Source organism: Sporobacter termitidis DSM 10068, assembly GCF_900130065.1.
Lineage (GTDB): Bacteria > Bacillota > Clostridia > Oscillospirales > Oscillospiraceae > Sporobacter > Sporobacter termitidis.
Window position 1 is genome coordinate 1 of record NZ_FQXV01000001.1, and the last position, 23,485, is coordinate 23,485.

Annotated in this window: 23 protein-coding genes; 8 read left to right on the forward strand and 15 right to left on the reverse strand. The window is 57.4% G+C overall.

Annotation, left to right across the window (positions count from 1 at the left end; translation table 11 throughout):
* The 4 genes from BUB60_RS00005 to BUB60_RS00020 all read left to right on the forward strand — a co-directional run.
* Window positions 1-838 (forward strand): TetR/AcrR family transcriptional regulator (locus tag BUB60_RS00005; protein ID WP_084726114.1); only part of this gene is annotated, 838 nt, incomplete at its 5' end.
* Between the two features lie 210 nt (window positions 839-1,048).
* Entirely contained in the window at window positions 1,049-1,390 is a 342-nt protein-coding gene (locus BUB60_RS00010; protein WP_242941099.1) for a hypothetical protein, read from the forward strand.
* 136 nt (window positions 1,391-1,526) lie between these two features.
* Window positions 1,527-1,841: a hypothetical protein gene (locus tag BUB60_RS00015; protein WP_073075610.1), complete on the forward strand. Its 315-nt coding sequence runs from the start codon at window positions 1,527-1,529 to the stop codon at window positions 1,839-1,841.
* Between the two features lie 105 nt (window positions 1,842-1,946).
* Entirely contained in the window at window positions 1,947-3,833 is a 1,887-nt protein-coding gene (locus BUB60_RS00020) for an S-layer homology domain-containing protein (protein ID WP_073075611.1), read from the forward strand.
* A 68-nt stretch (window positions 3,834-3,901) separates the two neighbouring features.
* Here BUB60_RS00020 and BUB60_RS00025 read toward each other — a convergent pair whose 3' ends face one another.
* Both BUB60_RS00025 and BUB60_RS00030 read right to left on the reverse strand, forming a co-directional pair.
* Window positions 3,902-5,671, reverse strand: a complete 1,770-nt coding sequence (locus BUB60_RS00025; protein ID WP_073075612.1) for an oleate hydratase — start codon at window positions 5,669-5,671, stop codon at window positions 3,902-3,904.
* 138 nt (window positions 5,672-5,809) lie between these two features.
* Complete coding sequence (locus BUB60_RS00030; RefSeq protein ID WP_073075613.1) at window positions 5,810-6,376, reverse strand: TetR/AcrR family transcriptional regulator; 567 nt, start codon at window positions 6,374-6,376, stop codon at window positions 5,810-5,812.
* Window positions 6,377-6,529: 153 nt separating this feature from the next.
* On the opposite strand from BUB60_RS00030, the gene BUB60_RS00035 reads away from it, so the two are divergent.
* Window positions 6,530-6,952: a VOC family protein gene (locus BUB60_RS00035; RefSeq protein WP_073075614.1), complete on the forward strand. Its 423-nt coding sequence runs from the start codon at window positions 6,530-6,532 to the stop codon at window positions 6,950-6,952.
* A gap of 130 nt (window positions 6,953-7,082) precedes the next feature.
* Here the strand turns inward: BUB60_RS00035 and BUB60_RS00040 are convergent, their stop codons facing one another.
* Both BUB60_RS00040 and BUB60_RS00045 read right to left on the reverse strand, forming a co-directional pair.
* Window positions 7,083-7,868, reverse strand: a complete 786-nt coding sequence (locus BUB60_RS00040; RefSeq protein ID WP_073075615.1) for an SDR family NAD(P)-dependent oxidoreductase — start codon at window positions 7,866-7,868, stop codon at window positions 7,083-7,085.
* 75 nt (window positions 7,869-7,943) lie between these two features.
* A complete protein-coding gene (locus BUB60_RS00045; RefSeq protein WP_073075616.1) occupies window positions 7,944-9,185 on the reverse strand; it encodes a 6-phosphofructokinase in 1,242 nt (413 codons plus the stop codon).
* A gap of 162 nt (window positions 9,186-9,347) precedes the next feature.
* Between BUB60_RS00045 and fba the strand changes: the two genes are divergently transcribed.
* The gene (gene fba / locus BUB60_RS00050) at window positions 9,348-10,283 is read left to right on the forward strand and encodes a class II fructose-1,6-bisphosphate aldolase (protein ID WP_073075617.1); all 936 of its coding nucleotides are present in this window, start codon (window positions 9,348-9,350) and stop codon (window positions 10,281-10,283) included.
* Between the two features lie 186 nt (window positions 10,284-10,469).
* On the opposite strand, the gene BUB60_RS00055 is transcribed toward fba, so the two are convergent.
* Window positions 10,470-12,227, reverse strand: a complete 1,758-nt coding sequence (locus BUB60_RS00055; protein WP_073076222.1) for an MFS transporter — start codon at window positions 12,225-12,227, stop codon at window positions 10,470-10,472.
* A 329-nt stretch (window positions 12,228-12,556) separates the two neighbouring features.
* Here BUB60_RS00055 and BUB60_RS00060 point away from each other — a divergent pair, with 329 nt between their 5' ends.
* Window positions 12,557-12,988 (forward strand): MarR family winged helix-turn-helix transcriptional regulator, encoded by a 432-nt coding sequence (locus BUB60_RS00060; protein ID WP_073075618.1) that lies wholly within the window; start codon window positions 12,557-12,559, stop codon window positions 12,986-12,988.
* 95 nt (window positions 12,989-13,083) lie between these two features.
* Here the strand turns inward: BUB60_RS00060 and BUB60_RS00065 are convergent, their stop codons facing one another.
* The 4 genes from BUB60_RS00065 to nadB all read right to left on the reverse strand — a co-directional run bounded on the left by BUB60_RS00065 (window position 13,084) and on the right by nadB (window position 16,732).
* Complete coding sequence (locus BUB60_RS00065; protein WP_073075619.1) at window positions 13,084-13,437, reverse strand: GIY-YIG nuclease family protein; 354 nt, start codon at window positions 13,435-13,437, stop codon at window positions 13,084-13,086.
* Between the two features lie 2 nt (window positions 13,438-13,439).
* Window positions 13,440-13,919 (reverse strand): DUF6530 family protein, encoded by a 480-nt coding sequence (locus BUB60_RS00070; RefSeq protein ID WP_073075620.1) that lies wholly within the window; start codon window positions 13,917-13,919, stop codon window positions 13,440-13,442.
* Between the two features lie 423 nt (window positions 13,920-14,342).
* Window positions 14,343-15,185, reverse strand: a complete 843-nt coding sequence (nadC, locus tag BUB60_RS00075) for a carboxylating nicotinate-nucleotide diphosphorylase (protein WP_073075621.1) — start codon at window positions 15,183-15,185, stop codon at window positions 14,343-14,345.
* Entirely contained in the window at window positions 15,182-16,732 is a 1,551-nt protein-coding gene (gene nadB, locus BUB60_RS00080) for an L-aspartate oxidase (protein ID WP_073075622.1), read from the reverse strand. Before nadB ends, nadC begins: the two co-directional genes overlap by 4 nt.
* Window positions 16,733-16,912: 180 nt before the next feature.
* On the opposite strand from nadB, the gene BUB60_RS00085 reads away from it, so the two are divergent.
* Window positions 16,913-18,775: an ABC-F family ATP-binding cassette domain-containing protein gene (locus tag BUB60_RS00085; protein ID WP_073075623.1), complete on the forward strand. Its 1,863-nt coding sequence runs from the start codon at window positions 16,913-16,915 to the stop codon at window positions 18,773-18,775.
* A 14-nt stretch (window positions 18,776-18,789) separates the two neighbouring features.
* Here the strand turns inward: BUB60_RS00085 and BUB60_RS00090 are convergent, their stop codons facing one another.
* From BUB60_RS00090 to tsaE, 6 genes are all read right to left on the reverse strand, one after another.
* The gene (locus BUB60_RS00090) at window positions 18,790-19,566 is read right to left on the reverse strand and encodes an ABC transporter permease (RefSeq protein ID WP_073075624.1); all 777 of its coding nucleotides are present in this window, start codon (window positions 19,564-19,566) and stop codon (window positions 18,790-18,792) included.
* A 1-nt stretch (window position 19,567) separates the two neighbouring features.
* On the reverse strand, window positions 19,568-20,371 hold the full coding sequence (locus tag BUB60_RS00095) for an ABC transporter permease (protein WP_073075625.1): 804 nt from the start codon (window positions 20,369-20,371) through the stop codon (window positions 19,568-19,570).
* A complete protein-coding gene (locus BUB60_RS00100) occupies window positions 20,368-21,342 on the reverse strand; it encodes an ABC transporter ATP-binding protein (RefSeq protein WP_073075626.1) in 975 nt (324 codons plus the stop codon). The genes BUB60_RS00095 and BUB60_RS00100 overlap by 4 nt, the downstream gene beginning before the upstream one ends.
* A gap of 186 nt (window positions 21,343-21,528) precedes the next feature.
* Window positions 21,529-22,158: a uracil phosphoribosyltransferase gene (gene upp, locus BUB60_RS00105; RefSeq protein ID WP_073075627.1), complete on the reverse strand. Its 630-nt coding sequence runs from the start codon at window positions 22,156-22,158 to the stop codon at window positions 21,529-21,531.
* Window positions 22,159-22,283: 125 nt separating this feature from the next.
* Window positions 22,284-22,976 carry a tRNA (adenosine(37)-N6)-threonylcarbamoyltransferase complex dimerization subunit type 1 TsaB gene (gene tsaB / locus BUB60_RS00110; RefSeq protein WP_073075628.1) on the reverse strand — a complete coding sequence of 231 codons (693 nt, stop codon included), beginning with the start codon at window positions 22,974-22,976 and terminating at the stop codon, window positions 22,284-22,286.
* Complete coding sequence (tsaE, locus tag BUB60_RS00115; RefSeq protein ID WP_073075629.1) at window positions 22,973-23,398, reverse strand: tRNA (adenosine(37)-N6)-threonylcarbamoyltransferase complex ATPase subunit type 1 TsaE; 426 nt, start codon at window positions 23,396-23,398, stop codon at window positions 22,973-22,975. Before tsaE ends, tsaB begins: the two co-directional genes overlap by 4 nt.
* Window positions 23,399-23,485: the final 87 nt, after the last annotated feature.

Below are 23,485 nucleotides of genomic sequence, written 5' to 3' on the forward strand. Positions count from 1 at the left end.
TAAAATGTTGTGTGGTAACTCCATTCTAACCGTTGTGCCTTATCCTTGCTCTTATTTTTTCTCCTTTCTGTCTAACATGTATTGTAGTCCTACAATAATCAAAAATCTGAATTTTGACATATTCTTGAACTCAACCTGGAAATATGTTATATTTAAAAGAAAAATCAGAGGAAAAAGTATGTATCAAAAAGGCCAGGATAAAAAGGAAGAGATATACAGCAATTCCAAGGTTCTTTTTTATAATGAAGGCTATAACAATACAACGGTAAAAGATATTGCCGGCATGAGCAATTGTCCTGTCAGTCTGGTCCACTATTATTTTAATAAAAAAGATAATATCCTCAGTGATATTTATTACGAGTTTCAAACCGGTGTCGATGCCTTCATTGCAGAAAATGTTCCCGAAGCCGTCGATGATATTCTGCTGCTGCATACGCTCAACAACAGAATATATTATGATATTATCTTGAGGGACCCGCAGAATAGCCGCGTTTATTATGAGCATCTTCAAAGGCAGTCGAATTACCGCGTGGTCAATAAATACGCCTACGAGACTTATGATAAATATTTAAAGCAGTACGATATCGTTATCTCGAAGGAATTATATAAAGCGTACATCATTATGAATTTCGGGGCCAGGCGCGAATGTTTTCTGGAATATTTCAAAGGCGAGCTGAAGCTGGATGCGCAGCATATGGTATCAGAAATAATGGGACTGTTTCCCCGGCTGCTGAAATTGGACCAGGATTATATCGACAGTAAGCTTTTACTTTCACTTTCAATATTTAAAAAATTGGATTTCGCCTCGATCTATTCTTCCTTGAAGTTCCTCATATAAGCCTGGGAATAGATTTCAGACATGACGAAAAAACCTTGCAGATAACGGCTGCAAGGTTTTTGTATAGCGGTATATTAAAAATAAAGGAAGCGGCGCACACTCCACAAAGCATCACGCCACTTCCCACACCGACAGATGCCCGAGGGCAAACGCAGCGTAAATATTATAGCATGCGCCGCAGGCCCTTTCAAGCAATGTCGGACAACATGAGTGAAAGGAAAGCGTTTTATGATTATACGGCAACTGAAGCAGGAGCAATATGAATGTTTTCATAACTATTTGAAGCACAACGCCCATACCGAGCCTTTAGACGTGAGCTACACCATGCGCGTGACCGTCAACGACAGACAATACGCTGTAAAGTTTCAGCCGGAGAGACATTGCAAAATGGCGGTTTTACAGGCGTTCCGAATTGACCGCAGCGCGGCGGGCCCGCATTTAGAGCTGATAACGCAGGGCAATCTGCTGTCCGCATTTCTTGAAATCCTCATCGATCAGGGGGCGGGCAGCCATTGCTGCCGAGAAATCGGTGACGATATCAGGTCTATTTAAATCTTATAACCCCCGGCTAAAAGGCATATCTTCCGCAAAAAGGGAGGATATGCCTTTTCTTATAATCAAAAGCGTGGTATGGTGAACAGAGAGTTTTTATGGAGGCCCATGGACGGGAATTTGAAAGGAGACAGACATGTCCGGTTTGTTGAATATAGGGAGTCTTTTATTTGGGATAGTTGCATGGGTGCTGCCCGTGGTCAGTCTCGTGCGGCAGCCTAAATCCGGTAGAAGCTGGGCCGTTTTTTCCGCAGCAAGCGCCGGTGCCTGCGCTGTTTCGCTTTGTCTGCAAATTTACGAGCTCAACCATCGGGTAAATATTCAAGACTGGGCGGCGCTTTTGGATACTTCTGCTGCGGTGGCGCTGGTCGCTACGGTACTTCTCATCGTTACAATTATTTTAAATGTCATTTCCCTGGCTGTACATTATGGGAAACAGCCGCGAGACTGACCAATTTGCTACAAGCGCGGTTTTGTGCTAAAATTAAGGTGATTTTTGTAAGGCCATGAAATTAGTGACATACAATGTACCTGTTTTTGGCGGAAAGGAGAAGAAATGATAAAGAAAGCATTGGCTATACTACTGGCACTCGTCCTGTCCCTGTCGCTGCTGCCGGCCAGGGCGCTAGCGGCGGAAACGGCTGATACGGATGCCGGTACCGTGACGGCGTTTGAGGATGTCGCGGCGGGCGCGTGGTATTATGATGCCGTGCAGTACGCGGCGCGGAACGGCCTGATGGGGGGTACCGGCGACAAGAGCTTTGCGCCCGGCGCGGCGATGACCCGCGCGATGCTCGTCACGGTGCTCTACCGCCTCGACGGCTCGCCGGAAACCGATCAGCCCGTTAAATTCACCGACGTTATCGCGACCGACTGGTATTACGGCGCCGTCGGATGGGCGGCGGAAAACGGCATTACCACGGGCTACAGCAACGGCGCCTTCGGCGCGGGCGACAATGTCACGCGCCAGCAGACGGCGGTGATGTTCCAGCGCTACGCAGCGTACACGGGCCGCGGCACGGAAAACACAGCCGATCTCTCCGCCTATACCGACGCGTCCGCGATTGCGGATTGGGCGCAGGGGGCGATGACCTGGGCGGTATCGGCGGGCCTGCTCACCGGTACGGAGAACTCCGCGCTTTTGCCTGACGGTTCGGCCACGCGTGCGCAGACAGCCACGGTGCTGATGCGTTACATGAGCGGCTTGATATTGGAAAACCGCACTGACGATTATATCTCTCAGTTTATAGAAGGCGACTTCGGCGATTTCTATGCAGACAGCAGCGCGCAATTGCGGCAAAGCATTTCCCAGGAGGATTTGCTTAAGGGCTGGAATACGGTCCTGCAGGTGGCCGGCGCTCCCGGAGAATCCCTCGGCAGCGTTTACCTCAGGCAGAACGGCCATGACGTTGTGGTGAGCTCCCTCGAGGGCACGCTCTATAACATCACCGTCACAATCAGCTACGGCGCTGACGGCAGGCCCGATGGTATATGGACCAGCTACGCGCCAAAAGAGCAGCCCCAGCCCCAGTCCTCGGACCAGTGGTTTGAGGCCCCCGTCCAGGTCGGGGAAAAAGAGCTGAACGGAATGCTCACCCTGCCGAGAGGCGCGGAAAAGCCGCCGGTGGTGATACTTATTCAGGGTTCCGGCGCCTCGGACATGAACGAAGCGGTCGGCACCGCGCCCAACCGCCCGTTTGAGGACATTGCCCATGGCCTTGCCGAGCAGGGCGTGGCGACCTTGAGGTACAACAAAAGTACATACCAGAATCCCGCCGGCGGGGGCGCCACAATCCAATACGAAATGCTGGACGACGCGGCGGCTGCCGTAAAGCTGCTCGGCAGCGACGGCCGTGTGGACGCCAACCGCATTTATCTGCTCGGCCACAGCCTGGGGGGGATGATGGCGCCCAAAATCACCGCCGACAATCCTCAGATAAAGGGCTTTATTTCACTGGCCGGCTCCCTGCGTTCTCTCCAGGACATCATGCTGGATCAGGTCACGGCGGCGATCAGCGCGCAGACCACGCTGACCGAACAGGAAAAAAGCGACCTGCTGGCGCAGAACAAGACCGAAATTGAAAAAACAAAAACACTGGATGACGGCGGCACCGGCGCCATTCTGGGTGTCCCGACAAGCTATTGGAAAAGCCTGAACGACATCGACAGTATAGCCATCGTGAAGACGCTGGACGTCCCGATGCTCATCCTGCAGGGCGGCGCCGATTTCCAGGTCTACCCGGACAAGGACTACAAGCTTTGGCAGACCACATTGTCCGGGCGCGGCAACGTCACCTTCAAGCTCTACGACGGCCTGAGCCATCTGTTCATGCCGAACCAGCTTTCCGAAAACGGTGTGCCGGACGCTTCGGTCTATAACCCTCCAAACCATGTGGACGCGCAGGTGATCACGGATATCGCCGCGTGGGTCGGCAGGCAATAGGAATATAAGTTTTGCGGGGACAGCAAATCGCTGTCCCCGCCTTTATGTTCTTTTACGAGTCTTTGGTTTCAGATCACGTGATAGCGCCTGAGTAAATCCTCGATCACGGTGCCGGAGATTTTTTTGAGGGCCGCTTTTTCGGCGATGCCCAGGAAGAAGGGCTGCTTCATATCCGTCAGCTTCCTGCCGTCCATCATTTTCGACGTGGCGTCGAGCAGGGCGCGGACGTCGTAACAGGAGGCGAAGACCTCGGGAACGCCCCGGTCGACCTTCAGAAGCGTGTAGACGGCCTCCATGGCGGTCCGGACGGAATATTCGGTGGTGAAGACCGTGTCGCGGACAGTGTCGGCAAACTGGCCCAGAAAGGCGAAATTGACGCTGCCGTCCGGCACCACCTTAGGGCGGTCACCCTTGGCGCGGGGCATGAAGAAAGCGGTGATGTACGGCATCATGCAGGGCACGCAGCGGGCCGAATTTGCTGCCATGTCGGCAATCTCCGACTCCGGCACGCCCAGGTGGTACAGCCATTCCTGCGTGATCTCGACGCCGGTGCACTCCTTCATCGGCTTTTTGACGTAATCGCCGGGGACGTCGGTAAAGAGGCCGTAAACCCAGACGACGAGCTGATCTCTCGGCTGCTGCCTGAAGTGGGGCTGCCTGTTGAGGGTGTAGCTCATGAGCCATTTTGAGTCCTTGACCGTGACGATGCCGCCGGTGACGACCTTGCCGCTGAAGGGGTCGCGCTGGCAGATTTTCCGGATGTACGGCGGAATCCTGCCGTCCAGCGTCGTCACCGTGGCCGACTCCCAGTTGGTCGCGGCGATGTTTGTGCAGAATTTATCGGGGTGACCGAAGGCCGGGTCCTGTTCGGCGATATTGCGCCAGAGCTCCCAGCAACCGCCGGGCGCTGTCCTCACCTCCGGGGCGTGGGTGTCGTCGCCCAGGGAGGCGTTTTCCGTGCAGCTGCCGTTGGTGACGAAGACGAGATCGTCCTCGATCAGATCGATGCTTTCCTCGCGCCCGTCCCGCAGGCAGACGATTTTCGTGGCTGTCTTTTTGCCGTCCTTGATGTCGAACAGCACGTTTGTAACCGTTGTGCCGTACTGGAAGCGCACGCCGCGGTCCTGCAGGTATTTGACCATCGGCAGGATCAGCGACTCGTACTGATTGTATTTCGTGAATTTCAGCGCCGTAAAATCCGGCAGGCCGCCGATGTGGTGGATAAAGCGCTGGATGTAAAGCTTCATCTCCAGCGCCGAGTGCCAGTCCTCAAAGGCGAACATCGTCCGCCAGTAGAGCCAGAAGTTGGAGGCGAAGAACTCCTCCGTGAAGACGTCCGCGATCCTTCTATCGTACAGGTCCTCGTCGCGGGTCATAAACAGCTTGATGATCTCCTTCGACGCTTTCTCGCTCAGCCCGAATTTTCCGTCGGTATGGGCGTCCTCGCCGCGGTTCACCGTGGCGCGCATCAGCGAATAGTTGGGGTCTTTTTTGTTGAGCCAGTAGAACTCGTCCAGCACTGAGACGCCGTCCGTTTCCAGGGACGGTATGGAGCGGAAGAGGTCCCACAGGCATTCAAAATGGTTTTCCATCTCGCGCCCGCCGCGGATGACAAAGCCCTTCTGGCTGTCACAGATACCGTCGCAGGCGCCGCCGGGCAGGTCGAGCTCCTCGAGGATATGGATATGCTCGCCCTTTATCTGCCCGTCGCGGACAAGAAAGCACGCCGCCGCGAGGGAAGCCAAGCCCGAGCCGACCAGATACGCCGATTTCCTGTCCACGTCCGCCGGCTTTTCGGGGCGGGCAAAAGCCTCATAATTTCCGTTGCTGTAATACATATAGAAGCCTCCGTTTCTTTTTTATGCCGTCAGCATAGTTCAAAAAACGGAGGCTTACAATAGACAATCACAGCCCGGTGACGAAAGCTTTGACGGAACACCGGCATTGTCGAAGGTTTGGACAAAACGGCCCGTTTGTCAAAAGCGGCCGCTCGCTTTAAAGCGGTCGAGCGCGCTTGGAATATCACCCTGGATGAGGGTGCTCAGCCTGCGCACGATGTCGGCCGGCTTTTCCTTCATACCGAGGGAGATCCAGTCCAGCATCAGCCCGGCGAAAGCGTATTTATAAAAGTTGGCGATGAAGGCCTTGTCCTCGTCCCGGACGGAGAGCCCGCCCGCCTTTTCCTCGATGACGGAAATCAGCAGGCTGTACGTCTCGTTGTAGAGGTACCGTTCCAAATGCTCCCGGCTCAGCGATTTGAACGTCCCCGTCACAAAGGCTTTGTTTTCAAGCACGTATTCAAATATCTGCAAAAGCCCTTGCTGCCAGGTGTCGTAGGTCTTTTTCCCGCCCAGTGCCTTGGTGGCCTCGCTGGTGTAAATCCATTCCACAAGGTCATAGATGTCCTTGAAATGGTAATAAAACGTCTGCCTGTTGATCTCGCAGTCGTCGACGAGGTCTGTGATCGTTATTTTATCCAGGGGCTTTTCTGCGAGCAGTTTTTTCAGCGACGCGGCGATCGCCCTTTTTGTGGTCTGAGCCATAATGCTTCCTCCGGCTGAAATCCTTCGGCATTTACGCATTGCCAGTTTATCATAAACTCCGCGGTTTTTGAAGCGCCGATACGGACCGCCAGCGCGTCATTTATTTTGAAATGGCAGGGGGGAGGTTATACTAGGGCCAAAGGAGTTGATACGATGTCCGTTGGAACATATCTTTATTTCCCGGGCAACTGTCTTGAAGCGGCCGATTTTTACGCCGACGCGTTCAAGACGGACACGCCGAAGGTGCTGACGTACGGGGATGCCCCGGGCGGGGGCGGGGCGGTGCCGGACGCGATGAAAAAGCGCGTTCTGCACGCGGAAATCAAAATCGCCGGCGACGCGGTCATGCTGTCGGACGCGCCGCCGGACAGGTCCGTCACGGTCGGAGACAATATCAGCGTCGTCGTCACGCTGGAGACGGCGGACCACGTCAAAGCCGCCTTTGACAAGCTGAAGGCCGGCGGCGAGGTCGTCATGGAGATTCAAGAGACGTTTTTCAGCAAGTGCTACGCCTACGTCATCGACAAATACGGCGTCGGCTGGCAGCTCACCACCGGCAGCCCCACCAAAGATTAAGCAAATGCTGTGACAGGCGAACGCAGTTCGCCCCTACGTCGGGATACAGATACTCCTAGGGGCGATTTGTGATCTCCTGCTGCATAAGCAAAGCCGATGAGCGCACTCATCGGCTTTTGCAATGTCAATATCAGTGCTGCAGGGCGTAGCCGCCGTCGGCGGTGAAGACGGCGCCGGTGACGATGTCGGAGGCGTCGCTGGCCAGATACACGGCGAGGGCACCGAGCTCAATGGGATCGGCGAAGCGGCCGATGGGAATATCCGCGCACAGGGCCTTGTATGCCTCCGGGTCCACATTCTTGGAGAAGCTGGAAAAGGTGAAGCCCGGCGCGATGGCGTTGACGCGGATGCCGTAAGGGGCGAACTCCGCGGCCAGGCATTTCGTAAAGTGGTTGAACGCGGCCTTGGACGAGGCGTACGCCGTCAGAAACGGCTTGTTGATGATCTCGCCGGCGTTGGACGTGATATTGATGATATGTCCGCCCTTGCCGCTGTCGCGCATGTGCCTGGCCACGTTGTAGATCATCCTGGCCGCGCCGTGGAGGTCGACGTTGAAGCACTCAAACCAGGGCGTGAGCTCCTCGTCCATGTCCAGAAACTTCCCGGCTGTGCCAATGCCCGCGTTGTTGACCAGAACGTCGATGGTTTTATTGTCGGCGATGTATCGGCTGACCGCGTCGCGGCAGCTTTTCATATCGGAGATATCCGCTTTGTAAAAAGAGAACCTGCCCTCGTATTTCGCGCTGAAGTCCTTTATCACGTCGTTTGCCGTTTTTTCGTCCCTGGCGAAGATGGCCACGTTGGCGCCCTGCTGTGCCAGGGCGGTGGCGATGCCCAGGCCGATGCCCTTGGCCCCGCCGGTGACGATGGCGTTTTTGCCTTTCAGCGAAAATGCGTTTTCCATAGATTTAATCATAAAAAACCTCCCGAATGACGGGGCTCCATCAAAGCCGCCGCGATATAGTCCTGTTTCTATTTAAGCAGGTTTTTACTATTTTACAAGTACTTTCTTCAAATGCGCGAATCTGGGCAGGCCGCTTTCGAGAATGCGGTTGTTTTCGCCCTGGATGAGCGGCAGCGCGTAATCGATGAAATCGCTGGTAATGTTGTTGCCCTCCGGGGTGATCCACTCCCGGGGAACTTTTTTCTCGGCGTTGGCGACGATGGTCAGCGGCTGGAGAACGAGCTTCACGGCGTAGCTGCCGGAGGACATGTCGCGCTCAAAGGCGACCATCTTGCCGGTCTCACCGCGCAGGGCACATTCGACGGCGTATTTTCCGGCCCTGAACGCCTCGTCGATATCCGTCTGGGAGGCCAGATGCGCGCCGCAGCGCTGGAGGAGGCTGAGCTCGATGCCGCGGACCTTGGAGCCGGTGTGCAGCTTGATGATGCCGGACAGGGTGGCGGCCAGGCCGCCCAGCTGCACATGGCCGAAGCCGTCTGTTGAAGAGACCTTCGCCTCGGAGACGTACGTGCCGTCGGCATAATGGATGCCCTCGGAGACGGCGACGAGGCACTTGTTCTTTTCCTTGTAAATGCGGGACACGTCCTCAATGAACGGCTCGATCTCGAAATCGACCTCCGGCAGGTAGATGAGGTCGGGCGGCGCGCAGGAGATGGCTGCCAGCGCGGACGCGCCCGTCAGCCAGCCGGCGTGCCGGCCCATGATCTCCACAACGGTGATCGTCCCCACGTCGTAAACGTATGTATCCTTGCAGACCTCGGCCACGGATGTGGCGATATATTTGGCGGCGCTGCCGTAGCCGGGGCAGTGGTCCGTGCCGACGAGATCGTTGTCGATCGTCTTCGGGATGCCCATCACACGGCACTCGTAGCCCGATTTTTCCATAAAGCGGCTGACCTTGTTGCAGGTGTCCATGGAGTCGTTGCCGCCGTTGTAGAAGAAGTAACGGATGTCGTACTTTTTGAAAATCTCCAGGATGCGCTGATAGTCCGTGTCGTCCTTGTCGGGGTCGGCGATTTTATACCGGCAGGAGCCCAGCTCCGAGGACGGCGTGTTGAGCATGAGCTCCAGCTCCTTCGCGTCCTCCTGGCCCATATCGTAGAGCGTGTCGTTCAGTATCCCGGTGATGCCGTGGGCGGCGCCGTAAACGTTTGTGATTTCCGGCGCGTCCAGGGCGGCCCTGATGACGCCGTAGGCGCTGGCGTTGATGACGGCCGTCGGCCCGCCGGACTGGCCGAAGACGCAGGCGCCCTTCAGTGTGTTAGACATAAAAATCCCTCCAGAAAACATGGTTGTATGAATCATATCATACGTCTGTAACAAAATCAAAGTAAATGTTGAAATTCAAATTATTTGTGGTAAAATTTGAAGCGTCGGAAACGGGAATAATACAGAAGTCAGTTTTCGCTGTAAATTGAAAGGAGAATCATCGTGCCGATTGTAACGTCGAAGGAAATGTTTAAAAAGGCTTATGACGGAGGCTATGCCATCGGGGCCTTCAATGTCAATAATATGGAGATCATCCAGGGGATCACCGAGGCGGCAAAGGAAGTCAACGCCCCGCTGATCCTGCAGGTTTCCGCGGGCGCCCGCAAATATGCCAAGCACGTTTATCTCATGAAGCTCATTGAGGCGGCGGAGGCCGATACGGGCCTGCCGATTTGCATCCATCTCGACCACGGAGAGAACTTTGACGTCTGCAAATCGTGCATCGACGGCGGCTTTACCTCCGTCATGATCGACGGCTCGAAACATTCGTTCGAAGAAAATATACGGCTAACGAGCGAGGTTGTCAAGTACGCCCACGACCGGGGCGTCGTCGTTGAGGGCGAGCTCGGAAAGCTGGCCGGCATCGAGGACGATGTCAACGTCTCGGAGGAGGATTCCAGCTTCACCCGGCCCGACGAGGTGGAGGAATTCGTATCGAAAACGGGCGTCGACTCGTTGGCCATCGCCATCGGCACGAGCCACGGCGCGTACAAATTCAAGCCGGGGCAGAAGCCGCGCCTCCGCTTCGACATTCTGGAGGAAGTCTCGCGCCGGCTGCCGGGCTTCCCGATCGTGCTGCACGGTGCGTCGTCCGTCATCCCGGAGCTGGTGCGGATCATCAATGAAAACGGCGGCGCCATGCCCGACGCCATCGGTATCCCGGAGGATATGCTCCGCCAGGCCGCCAGAAGCGCCGTGTGCAAGATCAACATTGACTCCGACCTGCGTCTGGCGATGACGGCCGGCATCCGCCAGTATATGGCGAAGAACCCCGCGCACTTCGACCCGCGCCAATATCTTACTCCGGGCCGCGACAATATCCGCACGCTGGTGAAAAACAAGATCGTCAACGTCCTCGGCAGCGACGGCAAGGCGTAGCAGTCTGACCCTGCGATATCATATTTTGTTCTCGTAGGGGCCGCCGCCCTCGGTGTCCCACCACGGCGCACACGGGGGAACGGCCGCCGAAGGCGGCGGCCCCGACATTTCTATTGTATTAATAAATGTTAAAAGAAAGACGAAGCCGAAAAGCTTCGTCTTTTATGGTGCGGGGCGGTTTACTCGTTACTTTGCAGCGTCTCCGGAAACAGCGGCCTTCGGCGCGGGCGCCGGGGTCCCGTTGTCCTCGCCGTGCACGTAGCGCTTGCCGCGCAGGAACGAGGCGACGGCGGCGACGGCGGAGATGACGGCCGAGACGTAGAACGCCAGATGCAGGCTGCTCATGACGGCCGGGGCGATGGCGTTGGGGAAGAAGGTGTTCCCCAGGAGCGTCGTCTGCGTGGCGGCGGGCAGCGATGCGAGGACGTCCGGGCCGAGCAGGGAGCCCATCGGGTTATAGCCGAGGAACGCCGCGAAGAGGGCGCCCGTCGGCGGCATCTGCGCGATCTTCTCGGCGGCCGCCGCCGGTACGCCGGCGGACATGAGGCTGTTGCCGAGGATCGGGGGGAGCTTGCTCGCCAGGCCCACGATCAGTATGGCGAAATACAGCGTCATCGACAGGGCCGAGCCGGTGTTCTGGAAGGTTGCGCGCATGCCGGCCGTCACGCCGCGCTGCGCGGGCGGGACGGAATTCATGATGGCCATGGTGTTCGGCGCCGCGAACATGCCCATGCCGATGCCGAGGATGACCAGAATGAAAGCGAAAATGCCGTATCCGAAATTGGAGGGCAGGGTGTTGAGCAGGATAAAGCCGATGACCGTGAGCACCATGCCGCCCGTGGAGAAGAAGCGCGCGCCGTATCTGTCGGAAAGCCTGCCGGAGAGCGGCCCCATGACGAAGAAGCCGGCCGTCATCGGCAGCATATAGATACCAGCCCAAAGGGGCGTGGATTCAAAGGAAAAGCCGTGCAGCGGGAGCCAGATGCCCTGCAGCCAGATGATCAGCATAAACTGCAGCCCGCCTCTGGCGATGGAGGAGAGGAACAGGCTGATGTTTCCGAAAGCGAAGGACCGTATCCTGAAAAGCTGCAGATGGAACATCGGCATTTTGACGCGCGTCTCAATAAAGCAGAAGGCCACCAGCAGCGCGAGGCCCCCGACGATGCCGGCGATGACCCAGGGGTTCGACCAGCCCATGTTGGACGCACCGTAAGGCATGATGCCGTAGGTCAGCGCCAAAAGGAGCGCCGTCAGGCCGACGGCAAATACGCCGTTGCCGAGCCAGTCGATCTTTTGCGTTTTATCCGGCTTTGACTGCTCCTTAAGCTTCAGATACGCCCATATCGTGCCGAGAAGGCCGAAGGGGACGCTGACAAGGAACACCAGCCGCCAGTCGACCGCCGAAAGCACGCCGCCCAGGATCAGGCCGAGCAGCGTCCCGCCAACGGCAAAAATCTGGTTGATGCCCATGGCCGTGCCGCGCTCGTTCGCCGAGAAGGCGTCCGTAATGATCGCGGTGCTGTTTGAGAACAGAAACCCGGAGCCGATGCCCTGCAGGATGCGGAAGACGATCATGATACCGATGCCCGTTGCGCCCGTGCCGGGCGTAAAAAAGAGGAGTATCGAGGAGATTGTGAAGATCGCGAAGCCAAGGTTGTACAGCTTGACGCGGCCGAAAATATCCGAGATACGCCCAAAGGATACAAGCAGTGTCGCCGTCACGACCGAAAAGCCCATCAGCATCCAGAGCATGTAGGAGGCACCGTCCGGCGACAGTGGGTTCATGCCCATGCCGTTAAAGATGGCAGGGAGCGAGATGAGGATGATGTTGCCGTTGATGGAAGCCATCAGGACGCCGAGGGTCGTGTTGGACAGCGCAATCCATTTGTAATTGACGCCCTTTAAGCCGCGTGGTTTTGCCTTTTGATTTGTCTGCGGGGTCATAAGCAGGATCCTTTCCGGAAATAGTGTCGGGGGCGAAATAAATGCCGTGGAACAGAAAAGCATTGCTTTTCTTCTTCCACGGCAGGTAATCAGCCCGCCTTTTCTTGACTTTTATTATATAAAAATATAGTTGCCCAGTCAACTATAAATGATATCCACGGCGCGATAAAAATGATGATTTTGGAGCGCGTTTTTTGCGCGCGTTTGGTCACTTTTTCATTTTGCCGAAAAATGACGGATTGACGTTGTAATATCGGCCGTTTTAGAATAAAATACTGAAAGAATCAGGACACGGCGTGCCCCATGCCATTGAAAGGTTTTGGTGAATTATGGATGCGGACAACTCTCTGAGCCTCTGGTTTTCCATACTGTACAGGTACCGGAAAAATTACCTCATGAAGAAGCTGGAACGGTACGGCGTCATCGGGGGATATCCCTATATGATACTGGCAATCCATAAAAACGCCGGGACGAATCAGGAGCAGATCTCAAATATCCTGAAAACGGACAAGGCCGCCGTGACGCGGGCGGTCAAAAAGCTGGAGAAAGAGGATTATATCCTCCGGGAGCCCGATTTGTCCGACAAGCGGGCCTACCGGGTCACGCTGACCCCGAAAGCCGAGGCGGTGGTGCCGGAGATACGAAAGGCGCTGCAGGAGTGGGAACAAATCGCCGTGGCTGGCATCCCGGAGGACATGCTGCCGGTGCTCCGGCAGTACGTCAAGCAGATGTCCGACAACGCCGTGGCGTTCCAGATGTAGGCGTCATGCGATGTACGAACTTCAGTCCGCTGTATTTAAAATGAGGGCGCCATTCACGGCGCCCTCATTTTAAGTTGAAATCATATTTCGATGCTCTAATATAAAACTGCCGGGTCGTATTTCTCCAGCCACATGTTTTTCAGTACGTCCAGATCGTCGCGGAATTCCGCCGCGGTCTGGTCCTCGTTTTTGTCGATCGTCTCAAGGGCTTCAAACTCAAACGCGCCGCCGCCGTATCTGGCCCAGTCCTTGCCGAGCCTTATGTTAACGCAGGAGCCTGTCTGCTGCGCGAAGCAGAAGCGGTTTTCCGCCGCGGAGATATCCGGCGCGTCGTCGAGAAAAATCCTGCCGTTTTCTTTGTTTCGTATGAGATACACGCCGCCGGCCTGCGTTCGCGCGCGTTCCTTATAGGCGCTGATGAGCTGCTTTTTCGTTTCTTTGTCCGCCATGCTCAGTACCCCATGTCCCGCAGCAGCCCGGAGAGGCGGCGCAGCCGTTCGCTCAAAAGCTCGTCGTCCTTTAACAGCGCGTCGCGGAAAAGGACAATGTCTTCGTCGATCATCGGATTATCGGCGCAGACGGACACGTCCAGCGCACCGCCCTGCAGCGGTATGCGGTCGATCGCCGCGCTGTTTTCGTCGTACAGCTTCGGGTATCTGTAGGCGTCCTGCAGATATGTTTTTGTCCGGCAGATGAGGATGGCCAGGTCGAGAACCCGATGCAGCGGCATTTCCTCGGACTGCCGCGACCATTTTTCCCCCGTGTAGCGCCAGATCTTCGCCGAAACATCGACCTTGCCCCGGTCGTTCCACTGCGCCAGCCCCACCGAAAGCCCCTTCGCGTCCGAATGATCGGCGTACCGCCCATCGATCCTGTCATACTCCTCGGAGACGATAACAGGCTTGTGCTTGAGTGTCGTCGGTATTTTCATGTGTATCATCCAATCAGTAAATTAGTAAATTACTAAATAATAATACAATGAAGAAAAAGAAAAGTCAAGTGTTCGATCCCGCATCGCCTCATCCCACCCCGGCTCCCTCAGACGAGGGAGCTGTCGCCCGCAGGCGACTGAAGGAGGGAACTCCTCCCGGCGCGGCACCGCACAAAAAGGCGGGCATGAACCCCCACCTCTACAGATACCCTCATGGTTTTATGTAGGGGCGATTCACGAATCGCCCGCCGTTCCCATCCCGTCCTCCTCGTCGCCCTCGCCGACCGAAGGCGTAAACTTGTGCCGCGCCGGCAAAAATGGCGTGCCGAATCGGCGCACCCTACGGGAAACGGTAGACAAGCGAAATTCTTGGCAAACAAAAAAGGGGCAGACACGCGGTCTGCCCCTAAAAAACGGGTGCTTTTATTTGAATTGCAGGCTGATATCCAGCGCTTTTACAGAATGGGTCAGCGCGCCGATGGAGATGTAGTCCACACCGGTGGCGGCCACCTGCTTAAGGTCCCGGTCGCCCATGTTGCCGGAAGCTTCCGTAATGGCCCGGCCGGCGATGTGGCGGACAGCCTCGGCCATCTGGTCCACAGTCATATTGTCCAGCATGATGATGTCCGCGCCCGACTCCAGCGCCTCGTCGATCTGGGCGATGGACTCCGTCTCGACCTCGATCTTCAGCGTGTGCGGCGCGTTTTTACGGACGGCGGCGACGGCCTCCCTGATGCCGCCGGCGGCAACGATATGGTTATCCTTGATCAGCACGCCGTCGGACAGATTGAAGCGGTGGTTCCTGCCGCCGCCGCAGCGGACGGCGTATTTTTCGAGAACGCGCAGGCCGGGCAGCGTTTTCCGGGTATCGGCGATCTTTGTATCGTACCCTTCGATGCTCCTGACGGCCTCGTCCGTCCTCGTGGCGATACCCGACAGGTGCTGCAGGATGTTGAGGGCGGTGCGCTCGCCCGTCAGGATGCTCCGTGCGGGGCCCTCGATCTCCGCGATGACGTCGCCTTTGTTAACGTGCGCGCCGTCGCCGAGAAGCACCTTGACGTGGACGCGGTGATCCAGGATGTAAAACAGCCGGGCGAGAATCCCCGCGCCGCAGACGACGCCGTCGGCCTTGGCGATAAATCTGCCGCTGGACACGGCGTCCTCAGCCACGCAGCTGATTGTGGTGATGTCGCCGGTGCCAATATCCTCGGCCAGGGCCGTGGTAATCAGCCTGTTGAGGCCGATGTAGTCAAATTGCTCGCTCATACGGCGGTGTCCTCCCTGTAGTGAGAGCCGATGCTCTCCGGCCGGTTAAGGGCCGCTGTCAGTATTGCCAGGGCGACGGTGGCGATATTCAGCGTTTCGAGATAGACGACCGCATCGTCATAAACGGCCTCGACCTGGCGCAGGATTTCGGTGACCTCTCCAATGGCGTAGCGGAGCCCCTCGGCATTGCGCATGACATAGCCGTATTCGCTCATCAAATCCTTGATGCGCTGACGGAGCGCCGTGTAGTCCAGCGCGGCCTTGGGCCGCGTCTGTACGTGGGGCAGGACCGGTTTTTCCCCGGAGGCCGGCTGCTCCAGCGCGCGGCTTATATCCTCGGCGGCGCGGCGGCCGAAGACGAGGCACTCCAGCATGGAGTTGGACGCCAGCCGGTTGGCCCCGTGGACGCCCGTGTTGGCGGCCTCTCCGGCGGCGTAGAGCCCGGGGATGCTCGTGCGGCCGTTCGTGTCCGTGGCGATGCCGCCCATCAGATAATGCTGCACGGGGCAGACGGGAATCCAGTCGTGGGCGATATTGATGCCGCGCTTTAAGCACTCCTCATAAATGGTCGGGAAGCGCTTTTTCAGGAAATCCTCGGACTTTGCCGTGATATCGACGAAGACATGGTCGTCCCCCGAGCGCTGCAGCTCCTTGACGACGGCCCTGGCGACGATGTCGCGGGGGGCCAGCTCGTTGAGCTCGTGGGCGCCCTCCATAAAGCGGACGCCGTCGCGGTTTTTGAGCAGTCCGCCTTCGCCGCGGACGGCCTCGGAGATGAGAAATTCCCGGTCCTCCGGCACGGGGCTCCAGAGCCCGGTGGGGTGGAACTGGATGAATTCGATGTTCTTGATTTCGGCGCCGGCGCGCATGGCGGCGGCCAGACCGTCCCCCGTGGCGACGGAAGGATTCGTTGTCGACCGGTATACCTGTCCGATGCCGCCGGTGGCGATGACCACGTGGCGCGTTTCGATGAGGTGAAAATCCTTGTCGTCCTTCTTGACGATGATGCTGCTCACCGCGCCGTTTTTATCCTTGAGGATATCGTAAAAGCACGTGTTTTCACTGAAGGAGATGTTGCCGCGCTGGGCCACGATGTGCGCCAGGGCCTTCACCGTTTCGCGCCCGGTGGCGTCGCCGCCGGCGTGGACGATGCGGTTTTTGCGGTGCCCGCCCTCGCGGGTGATCTGGAGGTCGCCGAACTCGTCTATATCGAAGGGGACGCTGAGGGAAACAAGGCGGCTGATATCCGTCGGCCCCTCGTCCACCAGAACGCCGACGGCGTCCTTGTCGCAAAGCCCCGCCCCGGCAATCAGCGTGTCTTCCAGGTGAAAAATAGGCGCGTCGTCGCTGGAAATGGCGGCGGCAATGCCGCCCTGGGCAAACCAGGAGTTCGAAATGTCGATTTTGTCTTTGGCCAGGATGAGGCAGGAGTGACGCTCGCCGATATGGAGCGCTGTGTACAGGCCGGCAAGACCGGCGCCGATGATGACGACGTCATAGCGGAGCGTCTGACTAATCTTGGTCGTGCCGTCTATGGCAAATTGCACAGGATCACCTCGTTGATTTTCGCCGGGCACAAATTTATGATGCGGGGCAAATACGAATCAGTTTATATTTGGACGTATTATAGCACCACACGTTGAGATTAACAACACGTTTATGTTATAATAGTCCATAAAAACATGTAGGCTCTGTCACTGATATTAATTATTTTAACCGGAGAACGTATGGTAGATATATCGATACAAAATGTCACAAAGGCTTTTGAGGAAGGAAAAGATATCCTCGACGGCCTCACCTTTGACATAAACGAAGGGGAGCACGTAGGGCTCCTGGGGAAAAACGGCGCCGGGAAGACAACGCTTTTCAGGATCATCGCCGGCGAGTACGAGACCGACGAAGGCGAGGTCGTCATACCCAAAAATAAAAAGCTGGGGCTTATTTCGCAGATACCGAAATACCCGGCCGGCTATACCGTGGAGGACGTCCTGATCTGCGCGCAGCAGCGGCTTTTGGACATCAGGGCCCGCATGGAAGCGCTGGAGCGCCGGATGGGGGAGAGTGACGCGCCGGAGCTTTTGCGCGAATACGACGCCTTGGCGTTTGATTACGAGCGCTCCGGCGGGTACGATCTTGAATTTGAGCGCAACCGGGTGGCCAACGGATTGGAGATCCCGCGGAGCCAGAGAGACCAGCTCTTCTCCACGCTGTCCGGCGGGGAGAAGACCCGCGTCAACCTGGCCCGGCTCATCCTTGAGGACACGGATATCCTGCTGCTGGACGAGCCGACGAACCATCTGGATATCGGCGCCACCGAGTGGCTGGAAGCCTACTTGGGCAAATACAAGGGGACGGTGCTCATCATCTCCCACGACCGATACTTTCTCGACAGCGCCGTCACCCGCACCATCGAGATATCAAACGGCAAGGCCGAATTTTTCGGCGGCAACTACAGCTTTTACGTAGAGGAAAAGGAGCGCCGCTATCAGGAGCAGCTCAAGAAATACGAATGGGAGCAGGCGGAGGCAAAGCGGCTGCAGGAATCCGCCGACCGGCTCTACCAGTGGGGCACCGGCAATAAAAACCTCATGAAAAAGTCGTTTGCCATCCAGAGCCGCATCGAGCGCATCGTTCAGACGGAGCGCCCGGCAAAGGAAAAGCATTTAAGCGCGCGGTTCGGCGAGAGAGGTTTCCACGGCGACGAGGTGCTCGTCATGAAGGGCGTCTCCAAAACCTTCGAGGGGAAAAAGCTCTTTTCCGACGTGGAGCTCACCATCACGGGCGGCGAGCGCATCGCGCTCATCGGCGACAACGGCACGGGGAAATCGACGCTCATCAAGATTATTCTCGACGAGCTGCGGCCCGATGCGGGGATCGTCAAGAAAGGCCCCTCCGTCAAAACGGCGTACCTGCCGCAGCTCATCCATTTCACGCACCCGTACAGGACGCTCGTCGACACCCTCGTCTACGAGGACGGCTGCACGCCCCAGACGGCGCGGAACAGGCTGGGGGGGTTCAAGTTCTACGGGGAAGACGTCTTCAAGCAGGTCAGCGATCTCTCCGGCGGCGAGCAGAGCCGCCTCCGGCTGTGCGCCCTGATGAAGGACGACGTCAATTTTCTCATCCTCGACGAGCCGACGAACCATCTGGACATCGTCTCCCGGGAATGGATCGAGGAGGCCGTGGAGGATTTTGGCGAAACGCTGCTGTTCGTCTCCCACGACCGGTATTTCATCAATCGCTTCGCCACCCGCGTCTGGGAGTTGGAGGGCGGGCGCATCAACGATTTCAGGGGCACCTACGAAAAATACCGCGCCACGAAGGCCATGCAGACCAAACAGGAGAGCGCGCCGAAGGAAGCAAGGACGGTCCGGAAGGAGAAGCCGAAAAGGGCTGGCTCCACAGAAAAGCAGATCGCCAGGCTGGAGCGCGAGATCGCCGCGCTGGAGGAGAGCCTCAAAAAGCTTGCCGAGCAGAAAAACGAATTCTGCGCCGATTACGAAAAGCTCATGGAGCTCGATGGGGAAGAGGCCGCGCTGCAGTCCCAGCTGGACGATAAATACGACGCCTGGGCGGCGCTGTCTCCGTGAGGGCGATACGGCTCTTAAGACCCGGTGGAGCGGTATCTGCGGAGCCCAAACCGCCAGAAGACATAGCTGGGAATAGTGAACAGCAGGCCGATTACCGGCGTCAGCATATACAAAACGCTTGTTTTGATATCCAGCAGATATAAAAGGGGATAGTACTGAAAAAGGGCCAGCGGTATGACGAACGTGAGAAAGCTCAGCACGCCCCTGCCGTAGACGGAAAAGGGATACCGGCCGAACTCTCGGGCGCCGTCGGTGAAAATGTTCATGAATTCCAGGCCCTCGGTCGTGAAAAAGGTCAGGCCGGCGTAAATCAGAAACAGACAGAAGAAGACGACGCTGCCGCAGGAGACCATCAGAAACAGCGTGACGAGCTTATCCGGGGTCCAGGTCACGCCGCTGGCCGGCAGGGCATAGCAGAAAACCAGAACGGCCTGCAGAAGCCGCCCGAGGCGGGTGAAGTCCATTTTCGACGCCAGCACCTGAAAGACCGCCCGTCTCGGACGGACGAGCACCCTGTCGAACTCCCCGTTTCCAAGCATCAGCGGGAAGACGTCGAAGCCGCGGCCGAAGCATTCGGCGATCGAGAAAGCCATCAGCACCGTGGCAAAGCATAGAAGAGACTGCTGAAAGGTGAAGCCGTCCACGTCGTTGAAGCGGGAGAACATGAAGTAAAGGCCCAAAAGGACGGAAAACGAGGTCAGGAACTGCCCGGCCATGGACAGGAAGAACGACACCTTATATTGCATCTGGCTCTTCAGGTGCATCGATAAAAATCTCAGGTAAAGCTTCATGTCAGCCCCCCTGTACGACGACTTTTTTCAGCGCGTTTTTCATCATCAGTCGGCCGAGCCCGACAAGCGCGGCCAGCCAGAAAAGCTGCAGGAGGATACCCTGGGCCGCCGCCGCACCGGCGATGTTGCCGCTGTATATTCTCAGCGGCATATTCTGCATGGCGGCAAAGGGCAAAAGCTCCGCCACAGCCCGAAAGGGGGCGGGGAAAAAGGGCAGGGGGATGACCGAGCCGGCCAGAAAGTCGCCCAGGGCGACGGCGATCAGCCTGACGCCCATGGGCGAGAGCGTGTAAAAGGTCGTTATATAGACGATCATGGAAAAGGACACCACGACGCCCAGGCCGAGCGCCATCGAGACAAGAAACAGCAGAAATTGACCCGCCCCCGCGGGCAGGGACAGCCGGAGCGGCGCCGGCACGATAAAGGCGACAACGAGTATCGGCAGGCAGCGCAGCACGGCCTTGGCGAGCCTTGTGGCCGCCGACTGGCAAAACCAGCGGCTGTACAGATCCACAGGGCGGGCCAGGTCATAGGCGATCCCGCCGTCGGAGATGGCGTCGAAAATCTCACCTTCAAAAAACCAGACCATGAACAGCGCCAGAAAGGCCTGCTGCAGCCAGATATAGGAGACCGTCTGGGAAAAGCCCATTGGGAAGGCGGCAGGATTGGCTTTGTAGAAAGCCAAAAACGCCAGCAGCTCCATGGCGCCCCAGGCAAATTGCGTGACGACGCCCGCCAGCGCCGCCGCGCGGTACTGCAGGCTGTTTGAAAACCGTATCCGGAATACCGCCCAGTATTTTTTCATATGTGGTACTCCTTATAAAGGCCGGCCACCATTTCCTCGGCGCTGATGTCCGATACGGAAATGTCCAGCACCTCCACCTGCGAGGACACGTGGGCGATGGCGTCTGAAACGGCGCATACCTCGGGGTCGAGCTCTATAACGAGCCGGCCCTCCTTTTGCTCGGCGATCGCCAGCCCGGCGCGAAGCGCGGTAATCTCACCGCTGTATTCAAATACCACCGTTTTCTTTTTGGAAGCGAGCTTTTTGAGCTCCTGCAGGCTGCCGTCAAGCAAAATCTGGCCTTTGCCGATGAGCAAGATGCGCTCGGTCAAAGCTTCGATATCCTGCATGTCGTGGGTCGTCAGGATGACTGTCGTGCCGCGCTCTCCGTTGAGCTTTTTGATGAATTGCCGGACAGCGATTTTTGACACGGCATCCAGGCCGATGGTCGGCTCGTCCAGAAAGAGGATTTTAGGGCTGTGCAGCAGCGACGCCGCCAGCTCGCAGCGCATCCTCTGTCCGAGACTGAGGCTGCGCGTGGGCGTTTTCAAAAGCTCCGACAGATCTAAAAGCGCCACAAGCTCTTCAAGGTTCCGCCGGTACTCCGGCTGAGCGACCTTATAGATATCCCGGATCAGCTCAAAGCTGTCGCAGACGGGTACGTCCCACCACAGCTGGCTGCGCTGGCCGAAGACGACGCCGATATTCCCCGCGTGCGCGATCCTGTCCCGCCAGGGCGTGCGTCCGTCTATGCAGCAGGTGCCGCTGTCGGGCGTCAAAACGCCGCACATGAGCTTGATCGTCGTGCTTTTTCCCGCGCCGTTGGGCCCTATGTAACCGACCATTTCCCCGTCGCCTATCGTAAAGCTCACGTCCCGCAGCGCGCGGACGGTCTCATACTCGCGGGAGAACAGCGCTTTGACCGCCTGCCCAAAGCCGGGCTTCCTTTTGGCAATCTTGAAGGATTTGTTGATGTTCTGCAAAGTGATCATTGCCATCCTCGCTTCATTCCTCGAAATAGACCGGCGGCTGATACGCGAAAGCTGCGCCGGCAGCGCTCTTTTTGACGAAAACCGCGGAAAAAGGGAAAGGGTACAGAATACTGCGTACCCTGTACCTGAAAAAATCCGATCGCCCGAAAAGTCGCGGCGGTCGTTATTTTATGATGCGAAACCTTTTTACTTCGTGCCGAAAATCCTGTCGCCGGCGTCCCCGAGGCCGGGGATGATGTAACCGTGGTCGTTGAGCTTTTCATCGACGGAGGCGACAAAAATGTCCACGTCCGGATGGTCGTTCTGGATACGCCTCAAGCCCTCGGGGGCGGAGATGATGCACATGAGCTTGATGTGCTGGCAGCCGTAATTTTTGATGAACTGGATGGCGGCCGTGGCGCTGCCGCCGGTGGCGAGCATCGGGTCCACGATGTAGACCTCGCGCTCGGAGATGTCCTTGGGCAGCTTGCAGTAGTATTCCACGGGCTCCAGCGTGTCGGGGTCCCTGTAAAGGCCGATATGGCCGACCTTCGCCGAGGGGACAAGCGTCAGCATGCCGTCCACCATACCGAGTCCGGCACGCAAAATCGGGACGACGGCCAGCTTTTTGCCGGCGATTTTTTTGACCGTGGCAACGGCAACAGGCGTTTCAACCTCACAGACCTCGACGGGCAGATCGCGCGTCGCCTCATAGCACATGAGCGTTGCAATTTCGGAAATGAGCTCGCGGAATTCCTTGACGCTCGTATTCTTGTCCCTGATGATCGACAGCTTGTGCTGGAGCAGAGGATGGTCCAGAACGTGAAGTGCACCCATATTATTCATCCTTTCTTTCCGGCGTCTTATTTATCTATTCGATCTCGCCGGCCAACCGAAAAGATTATTCATCATGCTGTTTGATAAAGGCAAAATTGCATGATAATTGATATATAGAGTCTGTGTTAAGCTTTGGCCGCTTTTTCGGCGCGTTCCCGCTCGGCCTGGGACAGGCGGAGATAGTTCGGCCGCAGCGCGTCCGGCGTCAGCTTCGGCGCGTTCAGGGAGGCGCAGGCGACGCCCCAGGCGCTCTGGGGGCGCAGAAGAGGCGGCGCGAGCCGGCAGGCGATGCCGGCGGCCATAAAGGCCTCATGGCATTTTAAGGCGCCGTCGCCAAGCAGCAGATACGGCCTGCCGTCTTTCATGGCCTCCCCGGTGAGCTCATTAAGCGATAAGGCTCTGTCCGGCGTCAGCCGGGTGAGGCTGCCGTCCGGGTTGAGAAACGAGGCGGTGTACACCTGATCCCGCCGGGCATCCATGACGGGGCAGACGACATAGCCGGGCTCCTCGGCGTTATACGCCATGGCCTCCAGTGTCGAGACGCCGCAGACGGGGAGATCGGCGCCCCATGCCAGGCCTATTGCTGCCGAAACGCCGATCCTGATGCCGGTGAAGGAGCCGGGCCCGCTGGCCACGGCGACGACGTCCATGCCGCGTATGGAAAGGTCCGCGTTTTTCAGCATGTCCTCGGCCATTTTCAGCAGCGTCCTCGAGTGGGTGAGGCCCGTTGATTGGAAGTACTGGGTGAGCAGCGCGCGGTCCTCACAGACCGCAACGGAAGCCGACTTGGCTGAGGATTCGATAGCCAGTATCTTCATGCTTGTCCCTCCGGAAATTCGATGTCGATCGTGCGGCGCTCCTCGCCGGTTTTGGAGATGCGTACGCGCACCGTATCGCCAGGGAAGGAATGCTCGGCGTTCTCGCTCCATTCCACGGCGATGACGCCGCCGCGCTGCAGGTAGTCCTCCCAGCCGATTTCAAAGAGCTCGTCCTCGTTTTTCAGACGGTACATATCGAAATGAAACAGCGGCGTGCCGCCGATATACTCGTTGACGATCGTGAATGTCGGGCTTGTGACGCGGCCTGTGTACCCCAGTCCGGCGGCCAGCCCGCGCACGAACGCCGTCTTGCCGGCGCCCAGGTCGCCATAGAGGGCCACGACGCCGCCGCCCTTTAATTTTCCGGCCAGCGACCGGCCCGCGGCCGCCGTATCCGCCTCGCTGTTTGATATGAACGTCATGAAGCCACCCTGCATCCGAAATTTTTATCAGCAGAAGTATACCACCGATGAACAAAATGTTAAAGAGTCAATTTACTGTTTACGCGC

Bases quoted from the DNA above. Each gene is read 5' to 3' on its own strand.
- BUB60_RS00045 (WP_073075616.1), bottom strand. From the start codon at position 9,185: ATGTCTAACACACTGAAGGGCGCCTGCGTCTTCGGCCAGTCCGGCGGG.
- BUB60_RS00100 (WP_073075626.1), bottom strand. From the start codon at position 21,342: ATGATCACTTTGCAGAACATCAACAAATCCTTCAAGATTGCCAAAAGG.
- BUB60_RS00030 (WP_073075613.1), bottom strand. From the start codon at position 6,376: ATGGCTCAGACCACAAAAAGGGCGATCGCCGCGTCGCTGAAAAAACTG.
- BUB60_RS00060 (WP_073075618.1), top strand. From the start codon at position 12,557: ATGGATGCGGACAACTCTCTGAGCCTCTGGTTTTCCATACTGTACAGG.
- BUB60_RS00035 (WP_073075614.1), top strand. From the start codon at position 6,530: ATGTCCGTTGGAACATATCTTTATTTCCCGGGCAACTGTCTTGAAGCG.
- tsaE (WP_073075629.1), bottom strand. From the start codon at position 23,398: ATGACGTTCATATCAAACAGCGAGGCGGATACGGCGGCCGCGGGCCGG.
- BUB60_RS00065 (WP_073075619.1), bottom strand. From the start codon at position 13,437: ATGGCGGACAAAGAAACGAAAAAGCAGCTCATCAGCGCCTATAAGGAA.
- BUB60_RS00040 (WP_073075615.1), bottom strand. From the start codon at position 7,868: ATGATTAAATCTATGGAAAACGCATTTTCGCTGAAAGGCAAAAACGCC.
- BUB60_RS00015 (WP_073075610.1), top strand. From the start codon at position 1,527: ATGTCCGGTTTGTTGAATATAGGGAGTCTTTTATTTGGGATAGTTGCA.
- BUB60_RS00020 (WP_073075611.1), top strand. From the start codon at position 1,947: ATGATAAAGAAAGCATTGGCTATACTACTGGCACTCGTCCTGTCCCTG.
- nadC (WP_073075621.1), bottom strand. From the start codon at position 15,185: ATGAGCGAGCAATTTGACTACATCGGCCTCAACAGGCTGATTACCACG.
- tsaB (WP_073075628.1), bottom strand. From the start codon at position 22,976: ATGAAGATACTGGCTATCGAATCCTCAGCCAAGTCGGCTTCCGTTGCG.
- BUB60_RS00070 (WP_073075620.1), bottom strand. From the start codon at position 13,919: ATGAAAATACCGACGACACTCAAGCACAAGCCTGTTATCGTCTCCGAG.
- upp (WP_073075627.1), bottom strand. From the start codon at position 22,158: ATGGGTGCACTTCACGTTCTGGACCATCCTCTGCTCCAGCACAAGCTG.
- BUB60_RS00095 (WP_073075625.1), bottom strand. From the start codon at position 20,371: ATGAAAAAATACTGGGCGGTATTCCGGATACGGTTTTCAAACAGCCTG.
- BUB60_RS00055 (WP_073076222.1), bottom strand. From the start codon at position 12,227: ATGACCCCGCAGACAAATCAAAAGGCAAAACCACGCGGCTTAAAGGGC.
- BUB60_RS00025 (WP_073075612.1), bottom strand. From the start codon at position 5,671: ATGTATTACAGCAACGGAAATTATGAGGCTTTTGCCCGCCCCGAAAAG.
- BUB60_RS00085 (WP_073075623.1), top strand. From the start codon at position 16,913: ATGGTAGATATATCGATACAAAATGTCACAAAGGCTTTTGAGGAAGGA.
- BUB60_RS00090 (WP_073075624.1), bottom strand. From the start codon at position 19,566: ATGAAGCTTTACCTGAGATTTTTATCGATGCACCTGAAGAGCCAGATG.